Below are 26,764 nucleotides of genomic sequence, written 5' to 3'. Positions count from 1 at the left end.
TTTCCCGCGATTTACTCGTCATTGACAGCACACGGTCTTTTTATTTTGCGCTGCAGCAACTATTTGGTTTGGGTGGACGTTGGGACGTCGCCTGCCAGGAGCTGCCGTGTCGTTAACCAGAAATGTCGACCTCTTGAGACGTCTGCCAAAGCTGGACGGATTGCGCTTCGCCGACTTTGGCCGGAGCGCCGATGCCTCCAGTCCGTTGCAGGAGGTTACGGGCTTCGGCGACAATCCCGGCAATCTGCGCCTGTTCGCGTTCGTGCCGCCGCAACTGCAGAAGCCGCGCGCGCTCGTCGTCGTGCTGCACGGCTGCGGCCAGACGGCGGCAAGCTACGATCTCGGTGCCGGATGGTCGACGCTCGCCGAGCACTACGGCTTCGCGCTGTTGATGCCCGAGCAGCAGCGCGTCAACAACAGCAACACCTGCTTCAACTGGTTCAATCCGGAAGACACGGCACGGGACAGCGGCGAGGCGTGCTCGATTCGCGAGATGATCGCGCACATGATCGAAACGCATCGCGTCGATCCCAAGCGCATCTTCATCACGGGCCTGTCGGCCGGCGGCGGCATGACATCGGTGATGCTCGCGACCTACCCTGAAGTCTTCGCGGCCGGGGCGGTCATCGCGGGACTTCCCTACGGCATTGCGACGAATCTGCGCGAGGCGCTCGACGGCATGTTTCATTCCCCGGAGCGGCCGGCCCGCGAACTTGGCGATCTGGTGCGGCGGGCCTCGAATCATCGCGGGCCCTGGCCCAGGATCTCGGTGTGGCACGGCAGCGCCGATCGCACCGTCAATCCCGGCAATGCCAACGAGATCGTCAAGCAATGGCTCGACCTGCACGATCTGCCTGACGCGCCGATGGCAGAAACCAACATCGACGGCTATCCGCGCCAGGCCTGGTGGAACAAGGACGGCGAGACTCTCGTCGAATCCTACGCCATCACCGACATGGCCCACGGCACGCCGCTCGGCCTTGCCGACAACGACCAGCGCTATGGCGTGGAAGGCGCGTTCCTGATCGAGGCCGGCATCTCCTCGTCCTATCACATCGCCAAATTCTTCGGCCTCACCGGCTGGATTCCCGACGCGGCGAAGAAGGCCGAACCAAAGCCGACGCCGGCCCGCTCGCCCGCGCCGCATCTGGCACGCTCGATCCGCGCCGCGGTCGCCGAAGAGACGGCCGAGTCGAAGCGCGAGGAGGCCCGCGGCTTCGATCTCGGCCAGATCATCACGCGCGCGCTCACGGCCGCGGGATTGATGAAGTAACTCAGGCCGTCGCGCCGATAAGGCAAGAGTTTTGTGCCCGTCGTCGCTGCGATCCGCGAATGGGGCGACCGCAACCTGAACCAGCCCGCGGCGTTCGCAGACGCCGCGGAATAGAGCATGATCCGGAAAAGTGTGAAGCGGTTTTCCGAACAGATCATGCTCAAACAAAAGCTACATCTCGCCGGTGATGAACGGATTGGTCATCCGCTCCTGGCCGATGCTCGAGCCGGCGCCGTGGCCGCAGATGAAGCCGACATCGTCGCCAAGCGGCAGCAGCTTGGTCTTGATCGAGTCGATCAGGGTCGCGTGACTGCCGCCGGGCAGATCGGTGCGACCGACCGAGCCCGCGAACAGGACGTCGCCGACATGGGCGAAGCGCAGATCCTTGTTGAAGAACACCACGCTGCCGGGCGAGTGGCCGGGGCAATGATAGATCTCGAACTGGAGATCGCCGATCGCCACGCTGTCGCCTTCGTCGAGCCAGCGGTCCGGTTCGAAATTGCGCACCCCCGTCATGCCGAACCGCGCGCCGCTCTCGACCACGTTGTCGAGCAGGAATTTGTCCGCGACATGCGGGCCCTCGATCGGCACCTTCAGCGCGTCGCGCAGTTCAGCCGCGCCGCCGACATGGTCGATATGGCCGTGAGTCAGCCAGATCTTCTCCACGGTGACGCCGGTCTGTTTGATGGCGTCGAGGATCTTCGGCACGTCGCCGCCGGGATCGATCACCACGGCCTTCTTGGAAGGCTCGTCCCAGATGATAGTGCAATTCTGCTCGAACAGCGTCACGGGGACGATGATCGCGCCCGCTTTCGCGCCTGCCTCGGCTTGTGTCTCGTTTTGCTCTGTCATGGTGTCACAATGCCGATTTTTGCCATGCCGCCAAGCAAAAGATTTGTCCCCGGGGCACGGGAACGGCCGCGGACATCGTCACACGGCGGTCTCAATTCGCCTGCTGTTTTGAACCGGGGCGCTCCTTCCGCGTTCTCCCGCGCGAGAAGCAGTTTTTGGATGGATTTCCCGCATGACTCAGGGCGGCAGCAATTGGTGGCGCGACGGCATCTTCTATCAGGTCTACCCGCGCTCCTTTCAGGATTCAAACAGTGACGGTGTCGGCGATCTCGCCGGCATTTTGCAGCGGCTGCCCTATGTGAAATCGCTCGGCGTCGACGCGATCTGGCTGTCGCCGATCTTCCCCTCGCCAATGGCCGATTTCGGCTACGACATCTCCGACTACACCGGCATCGAGCCGCTGTTCGGCACGATGGCGGATTTCGATGCGCTTCTCGCCGCCGCGCATGACAACGGCCTCAAGCTGATCCTCGACCTCGTGCCGAACCACACCTCGGACCAGCATCCCTGGTTCGTCGAGAGCCGCTCCTCGCGCGACAATCCCAAACGCGACTGGTACATCTGGCGCGACCCGGGCGAGGGTGGCGGCGTGCCGAACAATTGGCTGTCCGAGTTCGGCGGCAGTGCGTGGCAGTTCGACGAGACCACCGGTCAATACTACTATCACGCCTTCCTCGCTCAACAGCCGGATCTCAACTGGCGCAATCCCGATGTCCGCGCCGCGATCTATGACGTGATGCGGTTCTGGCTGGAAAAGGGCGTCGACGGCTTTCGCGTCGACGTGATCTGGCACCTGATCAAGGACGCCGAGTTCCGCGACAATCCGCCGAACCCGCATTATGTCGAGAGCCGGCCGCCGAACGAAAAGATCCTCACGCAATATTCCACCGACCAGCCCGAGGTGCACGACGTCATCGCCGAGATGCGCCGCGTCACGGATGCTTATGATGCCCGCGTCCTGATCGGCGAGATCTATCTGCCGCTGCATCGCCTGATGGCCTATTACGGCAACGACCTCACCGGCGCGCAGATGCCGTTCAATTTCGCGCTGCTCTCGACCTTCTGGAGCGCGCGCTCGATCGAGAAAATCGTCGAGGACTACGAGAAGGCGCTGCCGAAAGGCGCCTGGCCGAACTGGGTGCTCGGCAACCACGATCGCCCGCGCGTCGCAAGCCGCGTCGGGCCGGAGCAGGCCCGCATCGCCGCCATGCTTCTGCTGACGCTGCGCGGCACGCCGACGCTGTATTACGGCGACGAGATCGGCATGCATCAGCTCGCGATCGCGCCTGAGGACGTGCGTGACCCCTTCGAGAAGAACGTGCCCGGCATCGGTGTCGGCCGCGACGGCTGCCGCACGCCGATGCAGTGGGATTCGTCCAACTTCGCCGATTTCTCGGAGGTCAGGCCATGGCTGCCGCTGCCGGAGGATCACATCCGCAACAATGTCGTCGATCTCGAGGCCGATTCACGTTCGATCCTGACGCTCTACAGGCGCCTGATCGCGTTGCGGAAGGGGTGTCCGCCGCTGGTCGCAGGCGACTATCATCCGATCGCGGCGCAAGGCGATCTCCTGATCTATCGCCGCGAGGCCGAGGGCAGGGCGGTGATCGTGGTGCTCAATCTCGGCCCCGAGCCGATCGCGGTCACCACCAGCGCGATCAAGTTCGGCAGCGAGATTCTGCTGTCGACATTCCTGGATCGCGAGGGGGAGCGGATCGAAGGCGTGCTGGATTTGCGCGGCAATGAGGGCGTGATCATCACGCCGCCCTGACCGTCGTCCTGGACAAGCGAAGCGCAGATCCAGGACCCATTACCCCAAGGAGTAGTTTGGCGAAGATCGTGGTTATCACTTCGTACGACAATCACCTATTGGGGCAATGGGTCCTGGCTTTCGCCAGGACGACAACGGAGTGTGTGGTCGCACCTCCTATCCCGGATGCTTGTTACGCCGCAACGTCTTGTCGATATCACTCCTCTTCAACAGATAATCCAATCCACCGACGCGATACCAGCGATACCCATAAGGCTCCAGCACGACCCGATGCTGGCCGCGCTTGTCGGCGTGGCTGTGGTCCTCCGCGAGCAGATTGATGAGGTGCGCGCCGGCCTCGCCCGGCAGCCCCACCGAGAACGCAGTCTCGCGCGGCTTCTCGTCGAGATTGTGCACGAACAGCACGGAATTGTTGCGCCAGTCGTAGCGCATGATGAACACGGCGGGATCGCGCGTCGCGATGATCGAAAAATCGCCCCAGCCGATCTCCGGCACCTCCTTGCGCATCCGGACGATGCGCTCGGTCCAGTTCAGCATCGAGTTGGGATCGCGCCGCTGCTTGGCGACGTTGACGTGCGGATAGCCGTACGGTCCTTCGTCGATGACGGGCAAGGCCGGCTTGTCGCTGGTGGTGAAGCCGCCATGCGGCTCGGTCGACCATTGCATCGGCGTGCGCGCGCAATTGCGTTCCGGCAGCGACAGATCATCGCCCATCGCGATCTCGTCGCCGTAGCGGATCACGGGCGTCCCCGGCAGCGTGCACATCAGGCTGTAGGCGAGCTCGAGCCGCCGGCGGTCGCCACCCAGCATCGGTGCCAGGCGACGGCGAATGCCGCGGTCGTAGAGCTGCATGTCCTTGTCAGAACCGAAGCTTTTGAACACGGTGTCGCGCTGCGCCTTGGTCAATCGCCCGAGATCGAGCTCGTCATGATTGCGCAGGAACAGGCCCCATTGCGCCGAGGCGGGCCGCGGCCTGGTCGCCTTCAGCGCTTTCCCCAGCGGGCGGGAATCGGACGAGGCCAGCGCATAGAACAGATGCTGGTTGACCTGGAAATTGAACATCATATGCATGCGGTCGGCATCGCGGCCGAAATATTCCATGTCCGTCTTTGGCAGCACGTTAGCCTCGGCGAGGATGATGGCATCGCCCTGCCGCCATTGCAGGAATTCACGAAACGTCCGCAGCATGTCGTACTGCTCGGCCGGCTTCTTCACCTTGGCGCCTTTGGTCGCGATGACGAAAGGCACGGCATCCATGCGAAAACCCGAGACCCCGAGCTGGATCCAGAAGCCCATGATCTTCAAGATCTCGGTCTGCACACGCGGGTTCGAGGTGTTGAGATCGGGCTGGAAATCGTAGAAGCGGTGGAAGTACCAGGCGCCGGTTTCCTTGTCGCGCGTCCATGTCGATTTCTGAACGCCGGGAAACACCATGCCCTGATTGGCGTTGGCCGGCTTCTTGTCGGACCAGACATACCAGTCGCGGTAGGGCGAATTCCTGTCGCTCCGCGCCGCCTTGAACCAGGGATGCTGGTCGGAGGTGTGGTTGACGACGAGATCGATGATGACGCGAATGCCGCGCTGCTTGCAGCCATGGGTGAACTCGACGAAATCGCCGAGCGTGCCGTAGCGGGCATCGACACTGTAGTAGTCGGCGACATCGTAGCCATCGTCGCGGCCGGGCGAGGTCTGGAACGGCATCAGCCAGATCGTGGTGATGCCGAGGCCGTGCAGATAATCGAGCCGGCGCAACAGGCCCTTGAAATCGCCGATGCCATCGCCGTTGGCGTCCATATAGGTGCCGACGGACAGGCAATAGATGATGGCGTTCTTGTACCAGAGATCGTCGATCATGCGCGCGCAGCCTCGGTGGTTCCGCCGAGGTGCGGCGGCTGCGTGATAAGTGCGTAGGGGAGGGGAGGTTCCGCGCCACTGTCGTCCTGGACAAGCGAAGCGCAGATCCAGGACCCATTGCCACAGGCCAAAATTTGACGAGGACTGGTGGTTATTAGCTCGTGCACCAACGAACTCTTGGGGTAATGGGTCCTGGCTTTCGCCAGGACGACGACGGAGGAATCGGTTATCCTCTCCCCATGGACAATCCCGCCCGCATTGCCCTCGTGCCACCACCCGACCGCCGTCAATCCGAGACGGCGCTGGCGATCGCGCGCGGCACGGCGCGGTTGCTGCGCTCGCTCGGCTTCACCTGCATCAGCGAATTGCCGCTGCCCTCGGGGCGGCGCGCCGATCTCGTCGCGTTGAATGAGCGCGGCGAGATCTGGATCGTCGAGATCAAATCGTCGGTGGAGGATTTGCGCGCCGATCAGAAATGGCACGAATACCGGGCGCATTGCGACCGGCTGTTCTTCGCCTTCACGCAGGACCTGCCTTGCGAGATCTTTCCGCAAGACACGGGTCTGATCATCGCGGATGCCTATGGCGCGCACCTGCACTGCGAGGCGCCCGAGCACAAGCTCGCTGCGGCCACGCGCAAGCAGATGACGTTGCGATTTGGCATGGCTGCGGCGTTGCGGATCAACCGGCTGGTCGATCCGCAGGGGCATGCGGAGTTTTGGGAGTAGCGGCGCCGCGCGCGGGATGTCGTAGGGTGGGCAAAGCGTAGCGTGCCCACCATCCACGTCAAAGATTGAAGCAGGCACGGTGGGCACGGCGCATTGCGCCTTTGCCCACCCTACGACACCGTTATCGCGGCGCGCGCTTGGCCAAAATCCGCTGCAACGTGCGCCGGTGCATGTTGAGCCTGCGTGCCGTCTCGGAGACGTTGCGGTTGCACATCTCGTAGATGCGCTGGATGTGTTCCCAGCGCACGCGGTCGGCCGACATCGGGTTCGCCGGCAATTCGGACTTGTCCGAGCCGGTCGACAGCAGCGCCGCGACGACGTCGTCGGCGTCCGCGGGCTTCGAGAGATAATCGACCGCGCCCATCTTCACCGCGGTGACGGCGGTGGCGATGTTGCCATAGCCGGTCAGCACGATTGCGCGGGCGTCGGGGCGCTTCTTCTTCAGCGCCGAGACCACGTCGAGACCGTTGCCGTCACCGAGCCGGAGATCGACCACGGCAAATGCCGGCGCCGCCTTGCCGATCTGCGCCAGGCCGTCCGAGACGGTGTCGCATGACGTCACCGCAAAACCGCGCGTTTCCATGGCGCGCGACAGCCGCTCCAGGAACGGCTTGTCGTCCTCCACGATCAGAAGCGAGCGGTCGGTCTGTTCGTTCAGTTCGGCGATGGCGTTCAAGGTTTTGTCCTCTCTCCAGCGCGTCTACATATGGCGGCGCAATCGGGCGGTGCCAAGGGCGCCAATAGTCGATCGACCCCGTCGTGCGACGCAAGGTCGCGGCCTATCCTATTGTTTCTTCAAAGGTCTCGATAGCCTCAAAACGCTCTCTCGGCCACGTGATCTGGACCACTGCGCCGTGGTCGGGAAAGGTCCGGTTGGTAAACGAGACCTTGGCGCCGGTGCGCTCCAGCAAGGTGCGCGCGATGAACACGCCGAGCCCGAGGCCGCCGCCTTCGTCCTGGTTGCGCCGCCGCGACAAATAGGGCTCGCCGATCCGGTTCAGGATGTCAGGCGGAATGCCGGGACCGTCATCGGAGATCACGAGCTCGATCGTATCCTTGTTCCACCACGCATTCACTTCAACAGTGGTGCGGGCGAAATCGACCGCGTTCTCGACGATATTGCCGACGCCGTAGAGGATCGCCGGATTGCGCGAGCCGACCGGCTCGGCCACGATGGCGACGGCGATGCGCACCTTGATGTCGACGCCGAAATCGCGATGCGGCGCCACCACCTCCTCGATCAGCTCCGACAGTTTCATGCGGTCGAACGGCGCGCCGGTGGAGGAGAGCTGGGTGATCTTGCTCAATATGTCGCGGCAACGCTGCGTCTGCTCGCGCAGGGTCTTCAGGTCGGCGGCAAAGTTCGGTTCCTTCACCGTCTTCTCGAGCTCGCGCGAGATCAGGAAGATCGTCGCGAGCGGCGTGCCGAGCTCGTGCGCCGCGGCCGCCGCCAGGCCGTCGAGCTGGGTCAGATGCTGCTCGCGCGTCAGCACTAGCTCGGTCGCGGCCAGTGCGTCGGCGAGTTTGCGCGCCTCCTCGGTGACCTGGAACGAGTAGAGGCTGGTGACGCCGATCGCGAGCGCGATCGAGAGCCAGACGCCGACGAGATAGATCGGCGGCAGCACCAGCGGATCGTCGGAATCCCAGGGCAGCGGCAGATGGAAGAAGAACAGGATCGAGGCGCAGGCGACAGCCAGCACGCCGAGGCCGAAGGTGAAGCGGGCCGGCAGCGCGGTCGCCGAGATCAGCACGGGCGCGAGGAACAGGAACGAGAACGGGTTCTGGAGTCCGCCGGTGAAGAACAGGAGACCCGCCAGCTCCACGATGTTGAGCGCGAGCAGTCCGGCCGCCTGCATGGGCTCCAGCCGCTGCAGCGGATTTGACACGGTCTGGAGCGCCAGATTGAGCGCCGCCGACAGGGCGATGATGCTGACGCAGGGGACGATCTCGACGTTGAATTCCAGCCCCTGCGCCACGATGAAGATCGCGGCGAGCTGGCCCAGTACCGCGAGCCAGCGCAGCCGCAGGATCGTATCCAGGCGGATATGCCGCTGCGCGGGGCGAAAGTCGGAAGCGGCAAGTTCGGTCATTTCGGCCAAGGGGGCGGTGCCTTCTCGATCACAAGCGCGCGGCTCACGGAACCACCGGATTACAAGCCTTGCGCTCTCCGCTGCAATAGCAGAAGAACGCCCAGCATGACCGAGAATGACCAGGGTTCAAGCTGGCCGACTGTCGCGGATCGCAGCCTCTCCGCGGCCATCGCGGTCGATCACCTCGTCAAGGTGTACAAGCAGACCCGCGCTGTCGACGACATCTCCTTTTCGCTGCCGCGCGGCAGCATCACCGGACTGCTGGGCGGCAACGGCGCAGGCAAGACCACGACCATCGCGACGATCATGGGCCTCGTGCTGCCGACCTCCGGCCGCGTGCAGGTGCTCGGGCATCGGATGCCGGAGGACAGCGCTTCCGTGCTGGGGCGGATGAATTTCGAGAGCCCCTATGTCGACATGCCGATGCGGCTCACGGTGCGTCAGAACCTCACCGTGTTCGGCAAGCTCTATGCGGTGAAGAACCTCTCCGACCGCATCGCTGAGCTGGCCTGCGATCTCGATCTCACCGAGTTCATCGACCGCGCCAACGGCAAGCTCTCCGCAGGACAAAAGACGCGCGTTGCGCTTGCCAAGGCGCTGATCAACCAGCCCGAGCTGCTGCTGCTGGACGAGCCGACCGCCTCGCTCGATCCCGACACCGCCGACTGGGTCCGGGGTCATCTGGAGCGTTATCGCAAGGCGAACAACGCCACCATCCTGCTGGCCTCGCACAACATGCTCGAGGTCGAGCGGCTCTGCGACCGGGTCATCATCATGAAGCGCGGCCGTATCGAGGACGACGATACGCCCGAAGCCATCATGGCCCGCTACAACCGCACCACGCTGGAAGAGGTGTTTCTGGACGTCGCGCGCGGAAGGGTGAACGGCGCGCAGGAGGCGGCGCGATGAGAAGGCCGTATGTTGCGAACGTAGCCCGGGTGAGCGAAGCGATACCCGGGAACGCCGCCAGCAAGGTCCCGGATGTCGCTTCGCTCATCCGGGCTACGGGAGTGCGCGATGAGTGAGGCCTCCCTCCACCGCGGCATCTCCCTCCATCGCATCGGCGCGATGATCCTGCGCTATTGGTACCTCCTGCTGTCGTCCTGGCCGCGGCTGCTCGAGCTGCTCTACTGGCCGGCGCTGCAGGTCATCACCTGGGGCTTTCTTCAGCTTTATATCGCGCAGAATGCAAACTTCTTCGCACGTGCCGGCGGCACCCTGATCGGCGCCGTCATCCTCTGGGACATCCTGTTTCGCGGGCAGCTTGGCTTTTCGATCTCGTTTCTGGAAGAGATGTGGGCGCGCAACCTCGGCAATCTCATGATGAGCCCGTTGAAGCCGATCGAATTTCTGCTGTCGCTGATGATCATGAGCCTGATCAGGCTTGCGATCGGGGTCATCCCGATGACGCTGCTTGCGCTGTTCCTGTTTCACTTCAACGTTTATGCGCTCGGCGTGCCGCTGATCGCGTTCTTCTGCAATCTAATCTTCACGAGCTGGTCGGTCGGCATCTTCGTCTCCGGCCTGGTGCTGCGAAACGGCCTCGGCGCCGAGAGCATCGTCTGGACCTTGATGTTCGGAATCATGCCGCTCGCCTGCGTCTACTATCCCGTCAGCGTGCTGCCGGTCTGGCTGCAATATGTTGCCTGGACGCTGCCGCCGACCTACGTGTTCGAAGGGATGCGCGCGCTGCTGATCGAAAACACCTTCAGGACCGATCTGATGCTGAGCGCGTTGGCCATCAACGCGGTGCTTTTGATTGCATCTTTTGGAGCATTCCTTGCCCTTTTGCGCAGCGCCAGGATGCAGGGCTCGCTGCTGTCAGGCGGCGAATAACGTAACTTTCTCGTGGATTCAGCCCGGTTTGGGCGACTGGGCCACGTAAATGTACGGAACCATGCATTGACGCAATATTACGCATTCGGCAGTATGCTGCGATGCGAAGAGGAATATAGCGATGCCGATTGGCGAGTTTGGCGGCGCGCCGCCCCTGGTGGCCGAAGGCAGTCCGGTCCTGACGACGCCGATGTACTGGATGTACGAGATGGGGCAAGCCTCTCTCAATCCGGCGCGTGCGATCACGGACGCGACCAAGCTGCTGTTTCAGAATCCCCTCAATCCATGGGCACGCACCGAGGTCGGCAAGTCGGTTGCCGCGGCCTGCGAATTGTTCGAACGCACCACGCGCCGTTACGGCAAGCCGGAATGGGGCCTCAACGACACCGAGGTCAACGGCATCCGCGTCCCCGTCGAGGTTCGCTCGGTCTGGGAAAAGCCGTTCTGCCGCCTGCTCTACTTCGATCGCAAGTTCACCCGTCCGCTGCGCAGCCCGCAGCCGCGCGTGCTGATCGTAGCGCCGATGTCCGGCCATTACGCGACGCTGCTCCGCGGTACCGTCGAGGCTTTCCTGCCGGGGCATGAGGTCTACATCACCGATTGGGCCGATGCCCGCATGGTGCCGCTCAGCGACGGCCGTTTCGATCTCGACGATTACATCGACTACGTCATCGAAATGCTGCATGTCCTCGGCGGTAACACGCATGTGCTGGCGGTTTGCCAGCCCTCGGTTCCCGTCGTCGCTGCCGTTTCCATCATGGAAGCGCTGCGTGATCCCTTCGTGCCGACTTCGATGACGCTGATGGGCGGCCCGATCGACACCCGCCGCAATCCGACCGCGGTGAACAACCTCGCCCAGGAGCGCGGTATCGACTGGTTCCGCAACCACGTCATCACCAAGGTGCCGTTCCCGCATCCGGGCATGATGCGCGACGTCTATCCGGGATTCCTGCAGCTCAACGGCTTCATCAGCATGAATCTCGACCGGCATATGGATGCCCACAAGCAGCTGTTCGCCAATCTGGTGAAGGGCGACGGCGACCTCGTCGACAAGCATCGCGACTTCTACGACGAATATCTCGCGGTGATGGATCTCTCCGCCGAGTATTACCTGCAGACCGTCGACACCGTGTTCGTGAAGCATTCGCTGCCGAAGGGCGAGATGACCCATCGTGGAACACGCGTCGATCCCTCCAAGGTCACGCGCGTCGCGTTGATGACGGTCGAAGGCGAGAACGACGACATCTCCGGCATCGGTCAGACCGAAGCAACGCACACATTGTGCAGCTCGATTCCCGATCATCGCCGCGTTCATTACGTCCAGAAGGGCGTCGGACATTACGGCGTGTTCAACGGCTCGCGTTTCAAATCGGAAATCGTGCCGCGCATCCATGACTTCATGGTCTCGGCGGCGAATCCGAGCTCATTGCAGGCACTCGCGGCCGAATAATCGCGTATTTCGGCTTTCCCGCTGAAAATTGACGCCCTGTCGGAGGCTCCGACAGGGGCGAGTCCCCGCCAGATTCGCGGTATTTAGGTAGCTTTGTAGGAGTGAGTCCAACCTCACCCCTTGGGGGTGCCGCATGCGCCGAACGGGGGCGAAAAAAGCCGGTTCCAACCCCAGTCTGTAGGGTCTCCCGGACGCCAGACCCCTGTATATTGGGCAAATGATTTGTTTTTGCGCCGAGCGCTTTCCCTGGCGGCGGTTATGGCAGAATCCGGGCGCTCTCCTGCCCCCCGGACTGACAGACATGGCCACTCGCGCACTCCTCTATCGGCGGCCCCACGAGCCGAAGACCCTCCTGATCACCCATGGATCGCAATATTTTGCGATTCGACTGCGCCGGCATCGCCGCGCGCGCCGTTACACGCTCAGAATTCATCCGAGTGATCGCGAAGCCATCCTCACCATGCCGCCGCGCGGCACGCTCGCCGAAGCAAAAGACTTCGCGCAGCGCCACGGCGCATGGATCGCGGCACGTCTCGGCCGTTTGCCGAAGGCCGCACCGTTTCAGCCTGGCACAGTGATACCGCTTCGCGGCGTTTCTCATCGCATCGTTCATCGCGCTGGCACGCGCGGTACGGTGTGGACGGAAGTGCGCGATAGCGGTGAACGCATTCTCTGCGTCGCCGGCGGCGTCGAGCATGCGGATCGTCGCGTCAGCGACTTCCTCAAGCGCGAGGCTCGCCGCGACCTTCAGCGTGCGGCGGAATCCTATGCCGGCGAGCTCGGCGTCAAGGTCAAGCGGCTCTCGATCCGCGATCAATCGAGCCGCTGGGGCTCCTGCACCTCGGCCGGCTCGCTGTCGTTCTCCTGGCGCCTGATCCTCGCGCCGCCCTACGTGCTCGACTATCTCGCCGCGCACGAGGTCGCCCATCTCGTCGAGATGAACCACTCGGCGCGGTTCTGGCGCGTCTGCGGCAGGGTCTGCCCGTCGATGGAGCGCGCCAAGAAGTGGCTCGATACGTACGGCAACGATTTGCACCGGTACGGGGTCGAGGATTAGGTCCTCGCTGCCAGCCTCCATCTGCCGCTGTCATCGCCCGGCTCGACCGGGCGATCCAGTATTCCGAGGCGGTTGTTGTTGAACCGAGAGGCCACGGCGTACTGGATTCCCGCGTTCGCGGGAATGACAGTTGAGAATGCGGCGAGGTCCGCGCGAACTCAATTCATCCCTCTGCTCAGGCGCTGACATCCGCGCTTGTCCCCGGCTGCGTGCGCGAGGCGAGATAGGATGACTGCAATTGCGCGGCCGCCTTCTGGCCCTCGGCCAGCATCGCCTGGAAGGCCGCATCGAGTTGATCGCGGCTATAGGTTGCGGAGCTGCTTTCACGCGGGGTCCATTGCGATTGCGTGATCGCGGTGGAAGCTTTTTCAACGGTGCCACCGAGCCGCTCGGCATAGCTATCGGCCCGCCACTGCGCCAGATCCGGTCCACTCAGACCGGGTGGATCCTCCAGCTTGCCGATCTTTGCAGCCGCCTCGTTGGTCATCGTCGAGGACCCGCCATTGTACAGGGTGGCGACCACCTTGCCGTCGACCTTCACCTGAGCATAGGTATTCTCCGGTGCACCGTCCGAGACGGCCGATTGAGTCGCGCTCGTATCATGGGTCATCAGCCAGTTCGTTGCCATGAGGTCGCGCAGGTGAGGATTGTCCGCCGCGGATATCGACTTGGCGCCTGTCAGGGGCTTGACCTGCGAGACGTCGATCCGAAAGCCGTCGGTCGCAGCATCAGTCGCATCCGGTCCCGCCGGCTGAAGACTCGATGTCCTATTCGAAGCGGACGTTGATGCGGGCCGCAGATGAGGCAACGCCGCGCTGGATACACCTGACATGATGGAACGCTCTCCGATACTTGCTCAACCTATGAGAGCAAATCCCGGGCCGCCGCCCCGAGCTTGAAGAGACTGGTTTTTTTGCGTTCCGGGAGCTGCGGGGATCGGTCGATTTCGCCATGGTAGGCAGGACTTGCCGAAGACGAGACCGGTGGCGAACAGGGATAGCCGAGATAGTTGCCCCGTTCGGGATGATGGCGGGACGGTTCTGTTTTGCCCGACGTGTCAAATGGCCTTGCTGCCAGAATCAGCCGTCTTGCGACTCGCGTAAGCCGTTGATTCCGCTATCACTGGCTACTGTGCATGGGGTTGTTTTCGCGATTTTGTTTTGAGGCCACAAGGACCCACGCAGAACCTAGCGATTTCCGCCAAACAGCCGGTCCATCAGCCAGCCATCGAGTCCTGCGGCTGCTTCCGGTCGCGCATTGGCGCGCGTCGGCGGCGGCCGATAGCCGCCGTTGCTGGCCGGTGCCGGTACGGGCGCTGCCGCTGTTGGCGGGGACACCTGCGACGTCGCCTGCGCGAGGTTCGACAGGCCCCAGCTGCCTTGCGAGCTCGGCAAGGCTGCCACCGGCACGCCCTCGTGCGCCGTCTTCATGAAGCGGGACCAGACTTCGACCGGCAAGCCGCCGCCGGTCGCCTTCTTGGTCGGCGAGTTGTCGTCATTGCCGAGCCACACGCCGGTGACGAGGTTGGCGGTGTAGCCGATGAACCAGGCGTCGCGGTAGTCCTGGCTGGTGCCGGTCTTGCCGGCCGCCGGCCAGCCCGGGATCTCCGCCTTCTTGGCCGTGCCGCTGATCAGCGTTTCCCGCATCATCGCGTTCATCATGCCGACATAGCGCGGATCGACCACCTGGTTGTGCTCGTCCGCCTGGCGCATGTAGAGCAGCTTGCCACTGAGCGTCCTGATCCGCGTGACGACATGCGGCGTCGCCATGAAGCCGCCATTGGCGAAAGGTGCGTAGGCGCCGACCAGCTCGACCATCGAGACTTCGGAGGTGCCGAGCGCGATCGAGGCGTTGGGCTCGAGTTTCGACGAGATGCCGAGCCGGTGCGCGGTGCGCACCACGTTCTTCGGACCGACCTCGAGGCCGAGGCGGATGGCGACCGTGTTGAGCGACATCGCGAGCGCCTGGGTCAGCGTCACCGCGCCGAAATATTCGTGGGTGTAGTTCTCAGGTTTCCAGCCCTTGACCTCGATCGGCGCATCCTGGCGGAGCGTGTCGGGCGTCAGCCCCTGCTCGAGCGCGGTCAGGTACACGAATGGCTTGAACGAGGAGCCCGGCTGGCGCCTGGCGGTGACGGCGCGGTTGTACTGGCTCTCGGAATAATTCCGCCCGCCGACCATGGCGCGAACCGCGCCGTCCGGCGTCATCGCCACCAGCGCGCCCTGGCTGACATTGAATTTCACGCTCTTGGCCGCGAGCTCGTCGATGATGGCGGCTTCCGCCACGCTCTGAAGCTTCGGATCGATCGTGGTCTCGACCTTGATGCTCTCGTCGATCTGGCCGACCAGATCGTCCAGCACCTCGCCGATCCAGTCGGCGACGTAGTTGACCGTGCCGGCGCCGACCGGCTTCACATTGTAGGAGGGTTGGCCGATCGAGGCCTGCGCCTGCGCTTCGGTGATGAATTTGGCATCGGCCATCGCATTGAGCACGATTTTCGCGCGCGCTTCTGCGCCCTCGGGGTTGCGGTTCGGCGCGAGCCGCGAAGGCGATTTGACGAGGCCGGCCAGCATCGCGGCCTCCGCGATGGTGACGTTCTTGGCCGACTTGCCGAAATAGCGCTGCGCGGCGGCTTCGACGCCATAGGCGCCGGAGCCGAAATAGACGCGGTTGAGATAGAGCTCCAAGATCTCGTTCTTGGAATGCTTGCGCTCCAGCCAGATCGCGAGCTCCGCTTCCTGCAGCTTGCGCGCCATGGTGCGCTCCTGGGTCAGGAACAGGTTCTTCGCCAATTGCTGCGTCAGCGTCGAGCCACCCTGCGACACGCCACGATGGAGCACGTTGGTGACGAGCGCGCGCAGGATGCCTACGGGATCGATGCCGAAATGCGAATAGAAGCGGCGATCCTCGATGGCGATGAACGCCTTGGGCAGATATTGCGGCAGATCCTTCAGCGAGACGTTGGCGCCGGCCATCTCGCCGCGTTGCGCCAGCATGCTGCCGTCGATGCCGACGATCTGGATCGTCGGCGGCCGCTTGGGGATCTCGAGCGACTGGATCGGCGGCAGATGAGCGCCGACCCAGATCACGACGCCGATCACGGCGATCGCGCCCCACAGACCCAGCACCGCGCCCCAATAGACCAGGCGGCCAAGGTTCGCGCCGATGCGTGACTTGGATCGCCGCTTGGCACTGCCGCGACCGGCCGGCGCCTTCCGCTCGCGCGGCGGCTCGTCGCCGGCATCCTCGCTCTTGCGTTTGGCGGATGATTTCGTCGATTTCTTCGGCTTGTCATCGCCGCCGGGAATGCGGTCGGCCGCGGTCAGGCGCAGATCGGCGAGTGCCGCAGGCAAGCCGAACAACGGCTCCTTCCGCCCACCCTTTTTCTTTCCCAACCCCATACGCAAACGCCCGGTCAGCCCGCCCCGCCGCACGCTAGCGGTCGCTGTTTAAGGCCCGGTTACCCAGAGCTTAACGCGCGATTAGGAGGTGCGGCATTCGCTGGCCGCAGTTCCGCTGGTTTGCCGGCGGAGCTAGGATCGCCGGCATAAACAAGAGGGAGCACGCATGGGCCACATCGATCCGACCAAGGAGATTTTTTCGCAGTTCCGGGAGAACGACCGCCCCGGCCCGATCCACATGCTCAACCTGGTGCGCTTGCGCAAGGAGGCGGCCTATCCGGACGGCCGCAAGACGAGCGGCGCGGAAGCCTATGCGGCCTATGGCCGCGAGAGCGGCCCGGTGTTCGAACGCCTCGGCGGCCGCATCGTCTGGCAGGGCAAATTCGAGCTGATGCTGATCGGCCCGGAGACTGAGCGCTGGGACCATTGCTTCATCGCCGAATACCCAAGCGTCGCCGCCTTCGTCGAGATGATCCGCGACCCCGTCTATCGCGAAGCGGTGAAGCACCGGCAGGCCGCGGTGGAGGACTCACGGCTCATTCGGCACGCGGTGCTGCCGGTGGGAAAGAACTTTGGCGAGGTGCCGGATTGATTTTCCGTCATGGCCGGGCTGGCCCGGCCATGACGGCGTTGAGGCAGTTGCTTCCGAGAACTAACCCGCCGGACTCGCATCCTCAATGATCGGGCCGAACAGCTCCCAACGTTCGCCGTTGAACTTCATCATCTGAAGCTGCTTGTTGACGCGGTAGTCGGTCGGTGAGGTATTGGCCTTGATGCCGGGCAGCGCGGTGTCGCTGGTCACGTCCTTCAGCGAGGCGGCCTGCTTCATGACGTTCTCGCGCGTCAGGTCGTCGCCGCACTGCTTCAGCACATGGACCAGCAGCTGCGCCGTGCTGTAGCCGTAGGTGTTGAAGTTCGAGTCCTTGTCGCCATCAGGATAATACTTGGCCATGAAGTCGAAATACCTCTTAAGGCCGGCATCGTCCTTCCAGGTCGGATCGAGTGGTTCCTTGCCGTAATTGACGCTGATCAGGCCCTTGGCGGCGTCGAGGCCGGCTGGCTTCAGCACCGCGCCGACCGAGGTGGCGTTGATGTCAACGATCTGCACCGGATGCCAGCCCATCTCGGCGATCTTCTTGATCGCCTGCGCCGCCTGCTTCGGCGTGGTGGCGCTGAAGAACAGATCGGCGCCGGCGTCCTTGATCTTGAGGATCTGCGAATCGACAGTCGGATCGGAGACTTCGTAGGAAGCTTCAGTCACGATCATCTTGGCAGCTTTGTCGCCGAGACCGGCCTTGATGCCGTTCAGATAGTCCTTGCCGAGGTCGTCGTTCTGATAGAGCACGCCGATCTTGGCGTTCGGATGCTCCTTCAGGATGTACTGTCCGTAGATGCGGCCTTCGACGAAGTAGTTGGGGTTGAAGCCCATCGTCCACGGAAAGTTCTTCGGATCCGTGAACCTCGAGGCTCCGGTCGCCGCGAACAGTTGCGGCACCTTCTTCGAGTTGAGATATTTCTGCACGGCTGCGTTCACCGGCGTGCCGATGATCTGGAAGGTCAGCAGGACCTCGTCGCTCTCGACCAGCTTGCGAATCTGCTCCACGGCCTTCGGCGGCGAGTAGGCGTCGTCATACTGGATCAGATTGATCTTGCGGCCGTTGACGCCGCCCTGGTCGTTAATCATCTTGAAATAGGCGGCTTGGGTCTTGCCGATCGACGAATAGGCCGACGCCGGTCCAGAAAACGGCATCGTCTGGCCGACCTTGATCTCGGTATCGCTGGCACCCGGATCATATTTCTTCTGGGCATTGGCCGCCGGCATCGACAGCGCCAGGGTCAGCGCCGTTGCAGTGGCCAGATGCAGAATTCCATTCCTCATTCGCATTTCCTCATTGTTTATTGCCGGTGATCAATCGGGTGCGCTCATGCGCACCTGATGTCACCGCTGAGGGCGAGTGTGGATGAGGCGTTGTTGCAACGCAAGTTGGGCGTGCGCCCGCAGTTCGTAGGATACGCAACGTCTCAGTTCGTAGGGTGGGTTAGCCTTGCGGCTGCGCAAAGCGCAGTCCGCTGGGCGTAACCCACCACTTCTGTTTCCGCGGAAATCAAAAAGGTCGGTTACGCTGCGCTAACCCACCCTACCCAGTAACTAACCCGCTGGACCCGCATCCTCCATGATCGGGCCGAACAGCTCCCAGCGTTCGCCGTTGAACTTCATCATCTGCATCTGCTTGTTGACGCGGTAGTCGTTCGGCCCGGTGTTGATCTTGATGCCGGGCAGCGCGAAGCTCGGGGTGAAGTCCTTGATGTTGGCGACCTGCTTCATCACGTTCTCACGTGACAGGTCGTCGCCGCACTGTTTCAGCACTTGCGTCAGCAATTCGGCGACGGAATAAGCATAGGTGTTGACGGTATTGAGCTTGTCGCCTTCGGGGAAATACTTGTCCATGAAGGCGAAGAAGGCTTTCACGCCCGGATCGTCCTTCCACTGGGGATCGCCGGGCTCCTTGCCGTATTGGGTCGAGATGATGCCCTTGGAGATATCGAGGCCGGCCGGCTTCAGCGTCGCCGAGATCGGGCTCGCATTGATGTCGAGAATGTGCACCGGCGTCCAGCCGAGCTCGGCGACTTTCTTGATCGCCTGCGCCGCGAACTTGGGTGTCGAGGCATCATAGAAAAGATCGGCGCCCAACGACTTCAGCTTGACCACCTGCGAGTCCACCGTCGGATCGGTGACTTCGTAGGAGACTTCGCCGACGATCATGCCGGCGGCCTTGTCACCGAGACCGCTCTTGAGGCCGGCGAGATAGTCGCGGCCCATATCGTCGTTCTGGTAGAGCACGCCGATCTTGGCGTTCGGATGCTCCTTGAGGATGTACTTGGCGTAGATGCGTCCCTCGGACACGTAGTTGGGATTATAGGCGATGGTCCAGGGATAGTTCTGCGGATCGTTGAAGCGCGCGGCGCCGGTCGAGGCCAGCAGCTGCGGGATCTTCTTGCCGTTGAGATATTTTTGCACGGCGGCGTTCGCGGCGGTGCCGATGATCTGGAAGGTGAACAGCACCTCGTCGCCTTCGACGAGCTTGCGCACCTGCTCGACCGTCTTCGGCGGCGAATAGGCATCGTCATACTGGATCAGATTGATCTTGCGGCCGTTGATGCCGCCCTGATCGTTGATCATCTTGAAGTAGGCGGCCTGGGTCTTGCCGATATTGGCGTAGACGGAATAGGGCCCGGAGAACGGCACGGTCTGGCCGATCTTGATCTCGGTGTCGCTCGCGCCGGTGTCGTATTTCTTCTGGGCGAGAGCTTGGTTGGCGGAGAACGCGAAGGCGAGCGCCGCCGTGGCAGTGATGAAGGCTCTGCGATTGCTCATGTGGGGTTGTTCCTCCTGACGGAATTTCCGACCGACGGTCTTGTCCCGTTGATTGCCAACGGTCGCCATCGCTGTCGCAGATTGTGGAGGAACGGCAGGCGACGCGCAAGGATCGCGGCGCCGCGCTATGGCGTCTCAGGTCAGGAACAAGACTGACAGTGCGAGCGCCGCCGGCAGCGCCTGCACCATCAGGATGCGCGTGCTAACGGTCGCTGCGCCATAAGCGCCGGCCACGATCACGCAAAGCAGGAAAAACGCCTTGATCTGGAACGCGAAGGCCGGATTGCCGTGCACCAGCCCCCATACCAGGCCTGCGGCCAGGAAGCCGTTATAGAGCCCCTGGTTGGCGGCCAGCACCTTTGTGATCGCTGCCTTCTCCGGCGTGTTGCGGAAGACCTTCAAGCCCTGCGGCTTGTCCCAGAGAAACATCTCCAGGATCAGGAAGTAAGCGTGCAGTGCGGCGACCAGCGCCACCAAAATATTCGCGATCCAGATCAAGTTGAGCTCCCCCAGCGTCAGCTTTCGGGTGGACGTTAGCACGGTGGGCGTGGCAAGTGCGATGGCGTGTTTCGATGCCATGGTGCTGCAATGCCCGCGCGACCGACCAACCCACCTGTAACCTTCGGCCTCGATCGGCTGGCGACGCCGATCGGGATTGCGCTGCTGGTCACCGACGCCGCGGGCGCCTTGCGCGCGCTCGACTGGGAGGATTACGAGCACCGCATGCGCGAGCTCTTGCGCCTGCATTACGGTGTGGTGGATCTGAGTGACCAACCCGCGCCCGCGGCCATGCGGACCGCGCTGTCGGGCTATTTCGACGGCGACCTCGGCCAGCTCTCAGGCATCGCCTGGCGCATCGCCGGCACGTCGTTCCAGCAGAAGGTCTGGAATGCGTTGACGCAAATCCCTGCCGGCACCACGATGAGTTACGGCGCGCTCGCTGCCAGGATCGACATGCCCAAAGCCATTCGCGCCGTCGGCCATGCCAACGGCTCCAACCCGATCAGCGTGGTGCTGCCGTGCCACCGTCTGATCGGCGCCGATGGTTCTCTGGTGAAGTATGGCGGCGGCCTCGCGCGCAAGCGTTGGTTGCTCCGGCATGAAGGCGTGGCGGTTTAGATATCCGCCTGTGGTCATTCCGGGGCGTGCGTAGCGCGAACCCGGAATCCATTTCTCCGCGTCACCAGTGGCACGATGGATTCCGGGTTCGCCGCTGCGCGACGCCCCGGAACGACGCGAGGAGAGAGGTGCGCAGCCGCCCTCACGCCGCCGGCTGAACCGCCTTGTCGCCGGCCATCACATGGGTCAGCGCGCTCTTGATCGCGGCCTGGCGTGTTGGCGCGCTGATCTGCGCGCCCAGGAGATCGGTGACATAGAACACGTCGCGGGCGCGCTCGCCGAAGGTCGCGACATGGGCCGAGGCGATGTTGAGGTTGAGCTTCGAGATCGCGGTGGTCAGCTCATAGAGCAGGCCGGGTCGGTCGAGGCCGGACATTTCGATCACTGTGTAGCGGTCGGACCATTGGTTGTTGATCGTCACTTCCGGCTCGATCACGAACGGCCGCGCCTTGCCGCGCACGGTGCGCCGCGCCACCACCTCGGGCAGACGCAGCTTGCCTTCCAGCACGTCCTCGATCATCTCGCCGATGCGCGTGGCGCGCCGTCCCTCGTCCTCGTCACGGTCGTATTCCCTGGAGATCGAGATGGTGTCGAGCGCGCGACCGTCGGTCGTGGTGTAGATCTGGGCATCGACGATGTTGGCGCCGGCCGAGGCACAGGCACCCGCGATGATCGACAGCAGCCAGGGATGGTCGGCGGCGAAGATGGTCAGCTCGGTGACGCCACGCACCTCGTCGAAGCCGACATTGATCGCAAGCTTGTGGCCGGCCTGCTCGCTGGCACGGACGAAGCGCGCATGGCGGATCTTGCGCGGCAGCTCGACCTTGAGCCAATAGGCCGGATAGTGCCGGCCGATATAGGCGTCGAGCTCTTCCGCCGGCCATTCCGCGAAGGCGTTACGGAATTCGGCGTATGCGGCCGTGAGGCGCTTGCCGCGGTCAACCTCCGAGAAGCCGCCCGTCAGCACCGGTTCGGTCTCGTAGTAGAGGGAGCGCAAGAGCTGCGCCTTCCAGCCGTTCCACACGCCCGGGCCGACGCCGCGGATGTCCGCGGTGGTCAGGATCGTCAAGAGCTTCATCTGCTCGACCGACTGCACCACGGCGGCGAAATTCTCGATGGTCTTGCGGTCGGAGAGATCGCGCGATTGTGCGACCGTGGACATCGTCAGATGCTCCTCGATCAGCCAGGCCACGAGCTCGGTGTCGGCCGGGCTGAAGCCGAGCCGCGGGCAGAGCCGTCGCGCCACCTTGGCGCCGGCGATCGAGTGGTCCTCGGGCCGGCCCTTGGCGACGTCGTGCAGCAGCGTCGCGATGTAGATCACGGAGCGATGCTCCGGCCGGATCTTGCGCATCAGGTCGCTCGCCACCGCGAATTCCTCGATGCCGCCGCGTTCGATGTCCTGAAGGAAGCCGACGCAGCGGATCAAATGCTCGTCGACGGTGTAGTGATGATACATGTTGAACTGCATCATCGAGACGATCTTGCCAAAGGCGCGGATGAAATGGCCGAGCACGCCGGTCTCGTTCATCCGCCGCAGCACGATCTCCGCGTTGTCGGACGTCAGGATCTCCATGAACAGCCGGTTGGCCTCGGGATTCTCGCGCATCTGCGCGTTGATCAGGCCAAGCGAACGCGTCACGTCGCGCATCGCGTCCGGATGGAAGGCGAGATTGTTCTTCTGCGCCAGGCGGAAGATCCGGATCAAATTGACCGGATCGTGCTTGAACACGTCGGGCGCCGCAACGTTGATGCGGTTGTTGTCGACGATGAAATCGTCGCTGTCGGGCACCCGCCGCTTCGCCGCGGTGGGGCGCAGCCGCGCCATCATCCGGCTCAGCACCGGCGCGGGCTTGGCCTGCTGGTCCTCGAGCTTGGCGCAGAGGATGGCAGTGAGGTTGCCGACTTCCTTGGCGACCAGGAAGTAGTGCTTCATGAAGCGCTCGACGTCCTGCATGCCGGGGTGCGAGGTGTAGCCGAGCCGGACCGCGATCTCGCGCTGAAGGTCGAAGGAGAGGCGCTCTTCGGCGCGGCCGGAGTAAAAGTGAAGATTGCAGCGTACCGACCAGAGGAAGTCGGCGCAGCGGCGGAAGGTGCGGTATTCCTGCGCGTCGAACACGCCGCGGTCGACCAGCTCGTCGGTGTCGCTCACGCGGTAGACGTATTTTGCGATCCAGAACAGCGTGTGCAGGTCGCGGAGCGCACCCTTGCCGTCCTTGACGTTGGGTTCGACCAGATAACGCGATTGACCGCCGCGGCGATGCCGCTCCTCACGCTCGGCGAGTTTGGCGGTGACGAACTCCGACGCAGTGCCTTGCACGACCTCCTTGTCGAAGCGGGCGACCAGCTCGTCATAGAGCGGCCGGTCGCCGGTAAGAAAGCGCGTCTCCAGGATCGCGGTGCGGATGGTCATGTCGCCTCGCGCCTGCCGGATCGACTCGTCGACCGAGCGGGTGGCGTGACCGACCTTCAGCCCCATGTCCCAAAGACAATAGAGGATGGCCTCGGCGACCTGCTCGCCCCAGGCGGTCTGCTTGTAGGGCAGGATGAAGAGCAGATCGATGTCGGACTCGGGAGCCATCAGGCCGCGGCCATAGCCGCCGGTCGCCACCACCGCCATGCGCTCGGCACCGCTCGGGATCGGCGAGCGGTAGAGATGGCGGGTCGCGGCCGAATACAGGATGCGGATGATCTCGTCCTGCACGTGGCACAGCCGCTCGGCGCAGCGCCGGCCGTGACGGTCCTTCAGCAGGATCGTCTGTGCCGCGGCGCGCGACGCAATCAGCTCGGCCTTGAGCAGTTGCGCCATGGCGGTGCGGAACGCGTCCTCGCGTCCCTGGTGCTTCTCGGCAAGCGCATCGACCGCGGCGGTGATCCGCGCGGTGTCGAAGCGATCGTCCACCTCGGCCTTGTGCTCAGTCGCGACGCTGTCCATGTCTCACCGGATATAAGAGGCGGCAGGCGCTGTCACCCGCCATTCTCTCGCAATAGTCGTTCCATGCTGGAAAGGTGCGGCTTTGGGTAAAGCTGTTCTCGGCCGGCGCGCTTTCGAGGGGCGGATTTTCTCGTTGACCTCTAGATCTAACTCATTGAAAAACAATGAAGTTTCGAGGAGGCCGGGCATGACCAGGATTACACGACGCATACTGCTGGCGGGAGCGGTCGCTCTTGCCGTGTCCCCCGCGGCGCGGGCGGCGGATCCACTCAAGGAAATCCGTATCGACTGGGCGACCTATAATCCGGTGTCGATGGTCCTGAAACAGAAGGGGCTCCTGGAAAAGGAGTTCGCCAAGGACGGCATCACCGTCACCTGGGTGCAGTCGGCCGGCTCCAACAAGGCGCTCGAATTCCTCAATGCGGGCTCGATCGATTTCGGCTCGACCGCGGGCTCGGCGGCGCTGGTCGCACGTATCAACGGCAACCCGATCAAGTCGATCTACGTCTATTCGCGTCCCGAATGGACGGCGTTGGTGACATCAAAGGATTCCAAGATCGCCGATGTGGCCGGCCTCAAGGGCAAGCGCGTCGCGGTGACGCGCGGCACCGATCCGCATATTTTCCTGGTGCGCGCGCTGCTTGGCGCAGGTCTCACCGAAAAGGACATCACGCCGGTGCTGCTCCAGCACGCCGACGGCAAGACCGCGCTGATCCGCGGCGACGTCGATGCGTGGGCCGGGCTGGATCCGATGATGGCGCAGGCCGAGGTCGAGGATGGCGCGAAACTGTTCTACCGCAAGGCCGAGGCCAACACTTGGGGCATCCTCAATGTGCGCGAGCAGTTTTTGAAGGACTATCCGGACGCCGCCCGCCGCGTGCTCGCCGTTTACGAAGAGGCGCGCAAATATTCGCTGGCGAATTACGACGAGCTCAAGAAGACCTTCATCGCCGTGACCAAGCTGCCGGAGCCTGTCGTCGACAAGCAGCTCAAGGAGCGCACCGAGCTCACTCACAGCCGCATCGGCGCGCCCCAGCGTGAATCGATCCTCGCCGCTGGCCTCGCACTGCAACAGGCCGGCGTCGTCGACGCCAAGGTCGATGTGAAGGCGACGCTGGATGCGTTGATCGACGACCAGGTGCCGTTGCCAACGAATTGAGGGGCTCTTTCCCTCTCCCCTTGTGGGGGAGGGTGCCTCGCGAAGCGAGGCGGGTGAGGGGTTCTTTCCTCACGATCAGTATTGCGAGCCGAGAGAACCCCTCATCCGGCGCTTCGCGCCACCTTCTCCCGCAAGGGGAGCAGGGAAAAGCAGCGGAGGGCGTGGCAAGAGTAGTGTTGCAATCTTGCACAAGACGCGCTTCCTACCGGCCATGATCTCCGACGCGCCAGTGCTGCAACAAACCGCGGAACCGGCTGAAGGCGCCGCCGCGCCTTCGCGGGTCTCGCGCTATGCACGGCCGATACTGGGTGTGTTGTTGCCGCTCACCCTCGCGCTCGGTTGGGAGTTCCTGGTCTGGCGCGGCTGGTCCAACGGCCGGCTGGTGCCGCCGCCCTCGCGCGTGTTCGCCACCATCACTGATCTTGCCCGCTCCGGTGAGTTGGTCCGTCACATCGCCGCGACACTGTGGCGCGTCGGTCTTGGTTTTGCGTTCGGCGTGGTCGCGGGCACCTTGCTCGGCGCCATCTCCGGCTATTGGTCGCTGGCGCGGCGGCTGCTCGATCCGACCGTGCAGGCGCTGCGCGCAATTCCATCGCTGGCCTGGGTGCCGCTGTTCATCCTCTGGCTCGGCATCTTCGAGACCTCCAAGATTGCGCTGATCGCGGTCGGCGTGTTCTTCCCTGTGTATCTCGGCGTGATGGGCGCGATCCTCATGGTCGATCGCAAGATCGTCGAGGTCGGTCGCACCTTCCGTCTCTCCGGACCTGCCATGATCCGCCGTATCCTGCTGCCTGCGGTGCTGCCGGCCTATGTCGTGTCCTTGCGCGTCGGTCTTGGTCTGGGCTGGATGTTCGTGGTGGCGGCCGAGTTGATCGGCGCGTCCGAAGGGCTCGGCTATCTCCTGCTCGACGGCCAGCAGCTCGGCAAGCCCGCGCAGATCCTCGCCGCCATCGTGATCTTCGCGATCCTCGGCAAGCTCACGGATTGGTTGATCGAGATCGCGGCTGCGCCCTTCCTGCGCTGGCAGGACGCCTTCGGGCGTACGACGGGAGCATAGGGCGATGCTGGCGCTCGATCGGGTCAGCAAGACCTATCCCAACGGCGTGCAGGCGCTGGCGCGTTTTTCCGCCGAGATCAGGCAAGGCGAGATCGTCGCCATCATCGGCGGCTCGGGCTGCGGCAAGTCCACGCTGCTGCGCGCCATTGCGGGCCTCGACCGCGCAAGCTCGGGCACGGTGACGCTGGACAACGAGGCGATCGCCGCGCCGCATGCCAAGATCGGCATCATCTTCCAGGAGCCGCGGCTGCTGCCCTGGCTCAGCGTCGCTGACAATATCGGCTTTGGTCTTGCCGATGGGCCCGCGACCGAGCGGCGTGAAAAGGTGGCGCGTGCGCTGGAGCGTGTCGGGCTCGCCGAGAAAGCGCAGGCCTGGCCGCGCGAACTCTCGGGCGGGCAGGCACAGCGCGTCGCGATCGCCCGCGCCCTGGTGCCGCAGCCCGAGGTGCTCTTGCTCGACGAGCCGTTCTCGGCGCTCGATGCCTTCACCCGCAGGGACCTCCAGGATCATCTGCTCGATCTCTGGGCCGACACGCGGCCGACGCTCATCCTCGTCACGCATGACGTCGACGAGGCCGTGGTGCTGGCCGACCGCGTGCTGGTGATGCGACCGCGGCCGGGCCGGCTGTTTGATCAGATCGAGATCAATCTCGGCCGGCCACGCGACCGCAATGCGCCGCTGCTCGAGAATTTCAAGCGAAGTGTGCTGACGTCACTCGACCGCTCGCTCGACCGCAACGTGCCCGACCGTGACGCAACCCAGGGTCCCGGTCAGGCCATGTGGTGGTGACAATTTCTCTCTGAGCCGG

General features: G+C 63.5%; 22 protein-coding genes. 12 read left to right on the top strand and 10 right to left on the bottom strand.

Translation table 11 applies throughout. The features are described from left to right. Nucleotides 1–106: 106 nt before the first annotated feature. The gene (locus BRA1253DRAFT_RS22670; RefSeq protein ID WP_007598188.1) at nucleotides 107–1,273 is read left to right on the top strand and encodes a PHB depolymerase family esterase; all 1,167 of its coding nucleotides are present in this window, start codon (nucleotides 107–109) and stop codon (nucleotides 1,271–1,273) included. A gap of 171 nt (nucleotides 1,274–1,444) precedes the next feature. Here BRA1253DRAFT_RS22670 and BRA1253DRAFT_RS22665 read toward each other — a convergent pair whose 3' ends face one another. Further along, nucleotides 1,445–2,125 carry an MBL fold metallo-hydrolase gene (locus BRA1253DRAFT_RS22665; RefSeq protein ID WP_007598186.1) on the bottom strand — a complete coding sequence of 227 codons (681 nt, stop codon included), beginning with the start codon at nucleotides 2,123–2,125 and terminating at the stop codon, nucleotides 1,445–1,447. 172 nt (nucleotides 2,126–2,297) lie between these two features. Here BRA1253DRAFT_RS22665 and BRA1253DRAFT_RS22660 point away from each other — a divergent pair, with 172 nt between their 5' ends. Next, nucleotides 2,298–3,896 (top strand): alpha-amylase family glycosyl hydrolase, encoded by a 1,599-nt coding sequence (locus BRA1253DRAFT_RS22660; RefSeq protein WP_007598184.1) that lies wholly within the window; start codon nucleotides 2,298–2,300, stop codon nucleotides 3,894–3,896. Between the two features lie 156 nt (nucleotides 3,897–4,052). Here the strand turns inward: BRA1253DRAFT_RS22660 and BRA1253DRAFT_RS22655 are convergent, their stop codons facing one another. Next, nucleotides 4,053–5,750 (bottom strand): alpha-amylase family protein, encoded by a 1,698-nt coding sequence (locus tag BRA1253DRAFT_RS22655; protein WP_007598182.1) that lies wholly within the window; start codon nucleotides 5,748–5,750, stop codon nucleotides 4,053–4,055. 239 nt (nucleotides 5,751–5,989) lie between these two features. Here BRA1253DRAFT_RS22655 and BRA1253DRAFT_RS22650 point away from each other — a divergent pair, with 239 nt between their 5' ends. Beyond that, nucleotides 5,990–6,478, top strand: coding sequence for an MmcB family DNA repair protein (locus BRA1253DRAFT_RS22650; protein WP_035993816.1), 489 nt, complete (start codon nucleotides 5,990–5,992; stop codon nucleotides 6,476–6,478). Between the two features lie 121 nt (nucleotides 6,479–6,599). On the opposite strand, the gene BRA1253DRAFT_RS22645 is transcribed toward BRA1253DRAFT_RS22650, so the two are convergent. Further along, nucleotides 6,600–7,154: an ActR/PrrA/RegA family redox response regulator transcription factor gene (locus tag BRA1253DRAFT_RS22645; RefSeq protein WP_007598178.1), complete on the bottom strand. Its 555-nt coding sequence runs from the start codon at nucleotides 7,152–7,154 to the stop codon at nucleotides 6,600–6,602. A gap of 103 nt (nucleotides 7,155–7,257) precedes the next feature. Then, nucleotides 7,258–8,568 carry an ActS/PrrB/RegB family redox-sensitive histidine kinase gene (locus tag BRA1253DRAFT_RS22640; RefSeq protein ID WP_007598177.1) on the bottom strand — a complete coding sequence of 437 codons (1,311 nt, stop codon included), beginning with the start codon at nucleotides 8,566–8,568 and terminating at the stop codon, nucleotides 7,258–7,260. A 105-nt stretch (nucleotides 8,569–8,673) separates the two neighbouring features. Here BRA1253DRAFT_RS22640 and BRA1253DRAFT_RS22635 point away from each other — a divergent pair, with 105 nt between their 5' ends. The 4 genes from BRA1253DRAFT_RS22635 (at nucleotide 8,674) to BRA1253DRAFT_RS22620 (ending at nucleotide 12,911) form a co-directional block, all read left to right on the top strand. Then, nucleotides 8,674–9,477 carry an ABC transporter ATP-binding protein gene (locus BRA1253DRAFT_RS22635; RefSeq protein WP_007598176.1) on the top strand — a complete coding sequence of 268 codons (804 nt, stop codon included), beginning with the start codon at nucleotides 8,674–8,676 and terminating at the stop codon, nucleotides 9,475–9,477. Between the two features lie 108 nt (nucleotides 9,478–9,585). After that, nucleotides 9,586–10,404 carry an ABC transporter permease gene (locus tag BRA1253DRAFT_RS22630; protein ID WP_007598174.1) on the top strand — a complete coding sequence of 273 codons (819 nt, stop codon included), beginning with the start codon at nucleotides 9,586–9,588 and terminating at the stop codon, nucleotides 10,402–10,404. 121 nt (nucleotides 10,405–10,525) lie between these two features. Beyond that, nucleotides 10,526–11,854 (top strand): polyhydroxyalkanoate depolymerase, encoded by a 1,329-nt coding sequence (locus BRA1253DRAFT_RS22625; protein WP_007598173.1) that lies wholly within the window; start codon nucleotides 10,526–10,528, stop codon nucleotides 11,852–11,854. Between the two features lie 217 nt (nucleotides 11,855–12,071). After that, nucleotides 12,072–12,911, top strand: coding sequence for a M48 family metallopeptidase (locus tag BRA1253DRAFT_RS22620; protein ID WP_007598172.1), 840 nt, complete (start codon nucleotides 12,072–12,074; stop codon nucleotides 12,909–12,911). A 175-nt stretch (nucleotides 12,912–13,086) separates the two neighbouring features. Here BRA1253DRAFT_RS22620 and BRA1253DRAFT_RS22615 read toward each other — a convergent pair whose 3' ends face one another. Both BRA1253DRAFT_RS22615 and BRA1253DRAFT_RS22610 read right to left on the bottom strand, forming a co-directional pair. Beyond that, nucleotides 13,087–13,746, bottom strand: a complete 660-nt coding sequence (locus BRA1253DRAFT_RS22615; RefSeq protein WP_035993812.1) for a hypothetical protein — start codon at nucleotides 13,744–13,746, stop codon at nucleotides 13,087–13,089. A gap of 352 nt (nucleotides 13,747–14,098) precedes the next feature. Next, nucleotides 14,099–16,312: a transglycosylase domain-containing protein gene (locus BRA1253DRAFT_RS22610; protein WP_007598169.1), complete on the bottom strand. Its 2,214-nt coding sequence runs from the start codon at nucleotides 16,310–16,312 to the stop codon at nucleotides 14,099–14,101. A gap of 166 nt (nucleotides 16,313–16,478) precedes the next feature. On the opposite strand from BRA1253DRAFT_RS22610, the gene BRA1253DRAFT_RS22605 reads away from it, so the two are divergent. Beyond that, nucleotides 16,479–16,904 carry a DUF1330 domain-containing protein gene (locus BRA1253DRAFT_RS22605; protein ID WP_007598167.1) on the top strand — a complete coding sequence of 142 codons (426 nt, stop codon included), beginning with the start codon at nucleotides 16,479–16,481 and terminating at the stop codon, nucleotides 16,902–16,904. A 60-nt stretch (nucleotides 16,905–16,964) separates the two neighbouring features. Here the strand turns inward: BRA1253DRAFT_RS22605 and BRA1253DRAFT_RS22600 are convergent, their stop codons facing one another. The 3 genes from BRA1253DRAFT_RS22600 to BRA1253DRAFT_RS22590 all read right to left on the bottom strand — a co-directional run bounded on the left by BRA1253DRAFT_RS22600 (nucleotide 16,965) and on the right by BRA1253DRAFT_RS22590 (nucleotide 20,267). Beyond that, the gene (locus BRA1253DRAFT_RS22600) at nucleotides 16,965–18,191 is read right to left on the bottom strand and encodes an ABC transporter substrate-binding protein (RefSeq protein WP_007598165.1); all 1,227 of its coding nucleotides are present in this window, start codon (nucleotides 18,189–18,191) and stop codon (nucleotides 16,965–16,967) included. A gap of 270 nt (nucleotides 18,192–18,461) precedes the next feature. Then, a complete protein-coding gene (locus BRA1253DRAFT_RS22595) occupies nucleotides 18,462–19,688 on the bottom strand; it encodes an ABC transporter substrate-binding protein (RefSeq protein WP_007598163.1) in 1,227 nt (408 codons plus the stop codon). Nucleotides 19,689–19,823: 135 nt separating this feature from the next. Next, on the bottom strand, nucleotides 19,824–20,267 hold the full coding sequence (locus BRA1253DRAFT_RS22590; RefSeq protein ID WP_007598162.1) for a DUF1304 domain-containing protein: 444 nt from the start codon (nucleotides 20,265–20,267) through the stop codon (nucleotides 19,824–19,826). 9 nt (nucleotides 20,268–20,276) lie between these two features. Here BRA1253DRAFT_RS22590 and BRA1253DRAFT_RS22585 point away from each other — a divergent pair, with 9 nt between their 5' ends. After that, on the top strand, nucleotides 20,277–20,807 hold the full coding sequence (locus BRA1253DRAFT_RS22585; RefSeq protein WP_007598160.1) for a methylated-DNA--[protein]-cysteine S-methyltransferase: 531 nt from the start codon (nucleotides 20,277–20,279) through the stop codon (nucleotides 20,805–20,807). A 142-nt stretch (nucleotides 20,808–20,949) separates the two neighbouring features. On the opposite strand, the gene BRA1253DRAFT_RS22580 is transcribed toward BRA1253DRAFT_RS22585, so the two are convergent. Beyond that, nucleotides 20,950–23,739, bottom strand: coding sequence for a [protein-PII] uridylyltransferase (locus BRA1253DRAFT_RS22580; RefSeq protein WP_007598158.1), 2,790 nt, complete (start codon nucleotides 23,737–23,739; stop codon nucleotides 20,950–20,952). A gap of 187 nt (nucleotides 23,740–23,926) precedes the next feature. On the opposite strand from BRA1253DRAFT_RS22580, the gene BRA1253DRAFT_RS22575 reads away from it, so the two are divergent. The 3 genes from BRA1253DRAFT_RS22575 to BRA1253DRAFT_RS22565 all read left to right on the top strand — a co-directional run bounded on the left by BRA1253DRAFT_RS22575 (nucleotide 23,927) and on the right by BRA1253DRAFT_RS22565 (nucleotide 26,745). After that, on the top strand, nucleotides 23,927–24,898 hold the full coding sequence (locus BRA1253DRAFT_RS22575) for an aliphatic sulfonate ABC transporter substrate-binding protein (protein WP_007598156.1): 972 nt from the start codon (nucleotides 23,927–23,929) through the stop codon (nucleotides 24,896–24,898). A 211-nt stretch (nucleotides 24,899–25,109) separates the two neighbouring features. Continuing rightward, nucleotides 25,110–25,955 (top strand): ABC transporter permease, encoded by an 846-nt coding sequence (locus BRA1253DRAFT_RS22570; RefSeq protein WP_007598155.1) that lies wholly within the window; start codon nucleotides 25,110–25,112, stop codon nucleotides 25,953–25,955. Nucleotides 25,956–25,959: 4 nt separating this feature from the next. Continuing rightward, the gene (locus BRA1253DRAFT_RS22565) at nucleotides 25,960–26,745 is read left to right on the top strand and encodes an ABC transporter ATP-binding protein (protein ID WP_007598153.1); all 786 of its coding nucleotides are present in this window, start codon (nucleotides 25,960–25,962) and stop codon (nucleotides 26,743–26,745) included. The last annotated feature ends 19 nt before the right edge of the window (nucleotides 26,746–26,764 follow it).

Origin of the sequence: Bradyrhizobium sp. WSM1253 (assembly GCF_000244935.1) — a bacterium.
In the GTDB taxonomy this organism is placed as follows: Bacteria; Pseudomonadota; Alphaproteobacteria; order Rhizobiales; family Xanthobacteraceae; genus Bradyrhizobium; species Bradyrhizobium canariense.
This window is presented reverse-complemented; position numbering and strand designations above follow the sequence as displayed.

Bases quoted from the DNA above. Each gene is read 5' to 3' on its own strand.
- BRA1253DRAFT_RS22590 (WP_007598162.1), bottom strand. From the start codon at position 20,267: ATGGCATCGAAACACGCCATCGCACTTGCCACGCCCACCGTGCTAACG.
- BRA1253DRAFT_RS22655 (WP_007598182.1), bottom strand. From the start codon at position 5,750: ATGATCGACGATCTCTGGTACAAGAACGCCATCATCTATTGCCTGTCC.
- BRA1253DRAFT_RS22600 (WP_007598165.1), bottom strand. From the start codon at position 18,191: ATGAGGAATGGAATTCTGCATCTGGCCACTGCAACGGCGCTGACCCTG.
- BRA1253DRAFT_RS22585 (WP_007598160.1), top strand. From the start codon at position 20,277: ATGCCCGCGCGACCGACCAACCCACCTGTAACCTTCGGCCTCGATCGG.
- BRA1253DRAFT_RS22620 (WP_007598172.1), top strand. From the start codon at position 12,072: ATGATTTGTTTTTGCGCCGAGCGCTTTCCCTGGCGGCGGTTATGGCAG.
- BRA1253DRAFT_RS22595 (WP_007598163.1), bottom strand. From the start codon at position 19,688: ATGAGCAATCGCAGAGCCTTCATCACTGCCACGGCGGCGCTCGCCTTC.
- BRA1253DRAFT_RS22570 (WP_007598155.1), top strand. From the start codon at position 25,110: ATGATCTCCGACGCGCCAGTGCTGCAACAAACCGCGGAACCGGCTGAA.
- BRA1253DRAFT_RS22635 (WP_007598176.1), top strand. From the start codon at position 8,674: ATGACCGAGAATGACCAGGGTTCAAGCTGGCCGACTGTCGCGGATCGC.
- BRA1253DRAFT_RS22630 (WP_007598174.1), top strand. From the start codon at position 9,586: ATGAGTGAGGCCTCCCTCCACCGCGGCATCTCCCTCCATCGCATCGGC.
- BRA1253DRAFT_RS22610 (WP_007598169.1), bottom strand. From the start codon at position 16,312: ATGGGGTTGGGAAAGAAAAAGGGTGGGCGGAAGGAGCCGTTGTTCGGC.
- BRA1253DRAFT_RS22605 (WP_007598167.1), top strand. From the start codon at position 16,479: ATGGGCCACATCGATCCGACCAAGGAGATTTTTTCGCAGTTCCGGGAG.
- BRA1253DRAFT_RS22660 (WP_007598184.1), top strand. From the start codon at position 2,298: ATGACTCAGGGCGGCAGCAATTGGTGGCGCGACGGCATCTTCTATCAG.
- BRA1253DRAFT_RS22625 (WP_007598173.1), top strand. From the start codon at position 10,526: ATGCCGATTGGCGAGTTTGGCGGCGCGCCGCCCCTGGTGGCCGAAGGC.
- BRA1253DRAFT_RS22565 (WP_007598153.1), top strand. From the start codon at position 25,960: ATGCTGGCGCTCGATCGGGTCAGCAAGACCTATCCCAACGGCGTGCAG.
- BRA1253DRAFT_RS22650 (WP_035993816.1), top strand. From the start codon at position 5,990: ATGGACAATCCCGCCCGCATTGCCCTCGTGCCACCACCCGACCGCCGT.
- BRA1253DRAFT_RS22580 (WP_007598158.1), bottom strand. From the start codon at position 23,739: ATGGACAGCGTCGCGACTGAGCACAAGGCCGAGGTGGACGATCGCTTC.
- BRA1253DRAFT_RS22575 (WP_007598156.1), top strand. From the start codon at position 23,927: ATGACCAGGATTACACGACGCATACTGCTGGCGGGAGCGGTCGCTCTT.
- BRA1253DRAFT_RS22640 (WP_007598177.1), bottom strand. From the start codon at position 8,568: ATGACCGAACTTGCCGCTTCCGACTTTCGCCCCGCGCAGCGGCATATC.
- BRA1253DRAFT_RS22665 (WP_007598186.1), bottom strand. From the start codon at position 2,125: ATGACAGAGCAAAACGAGACACAAGCCGAGGCAGGCGCGAAAGCGGGC.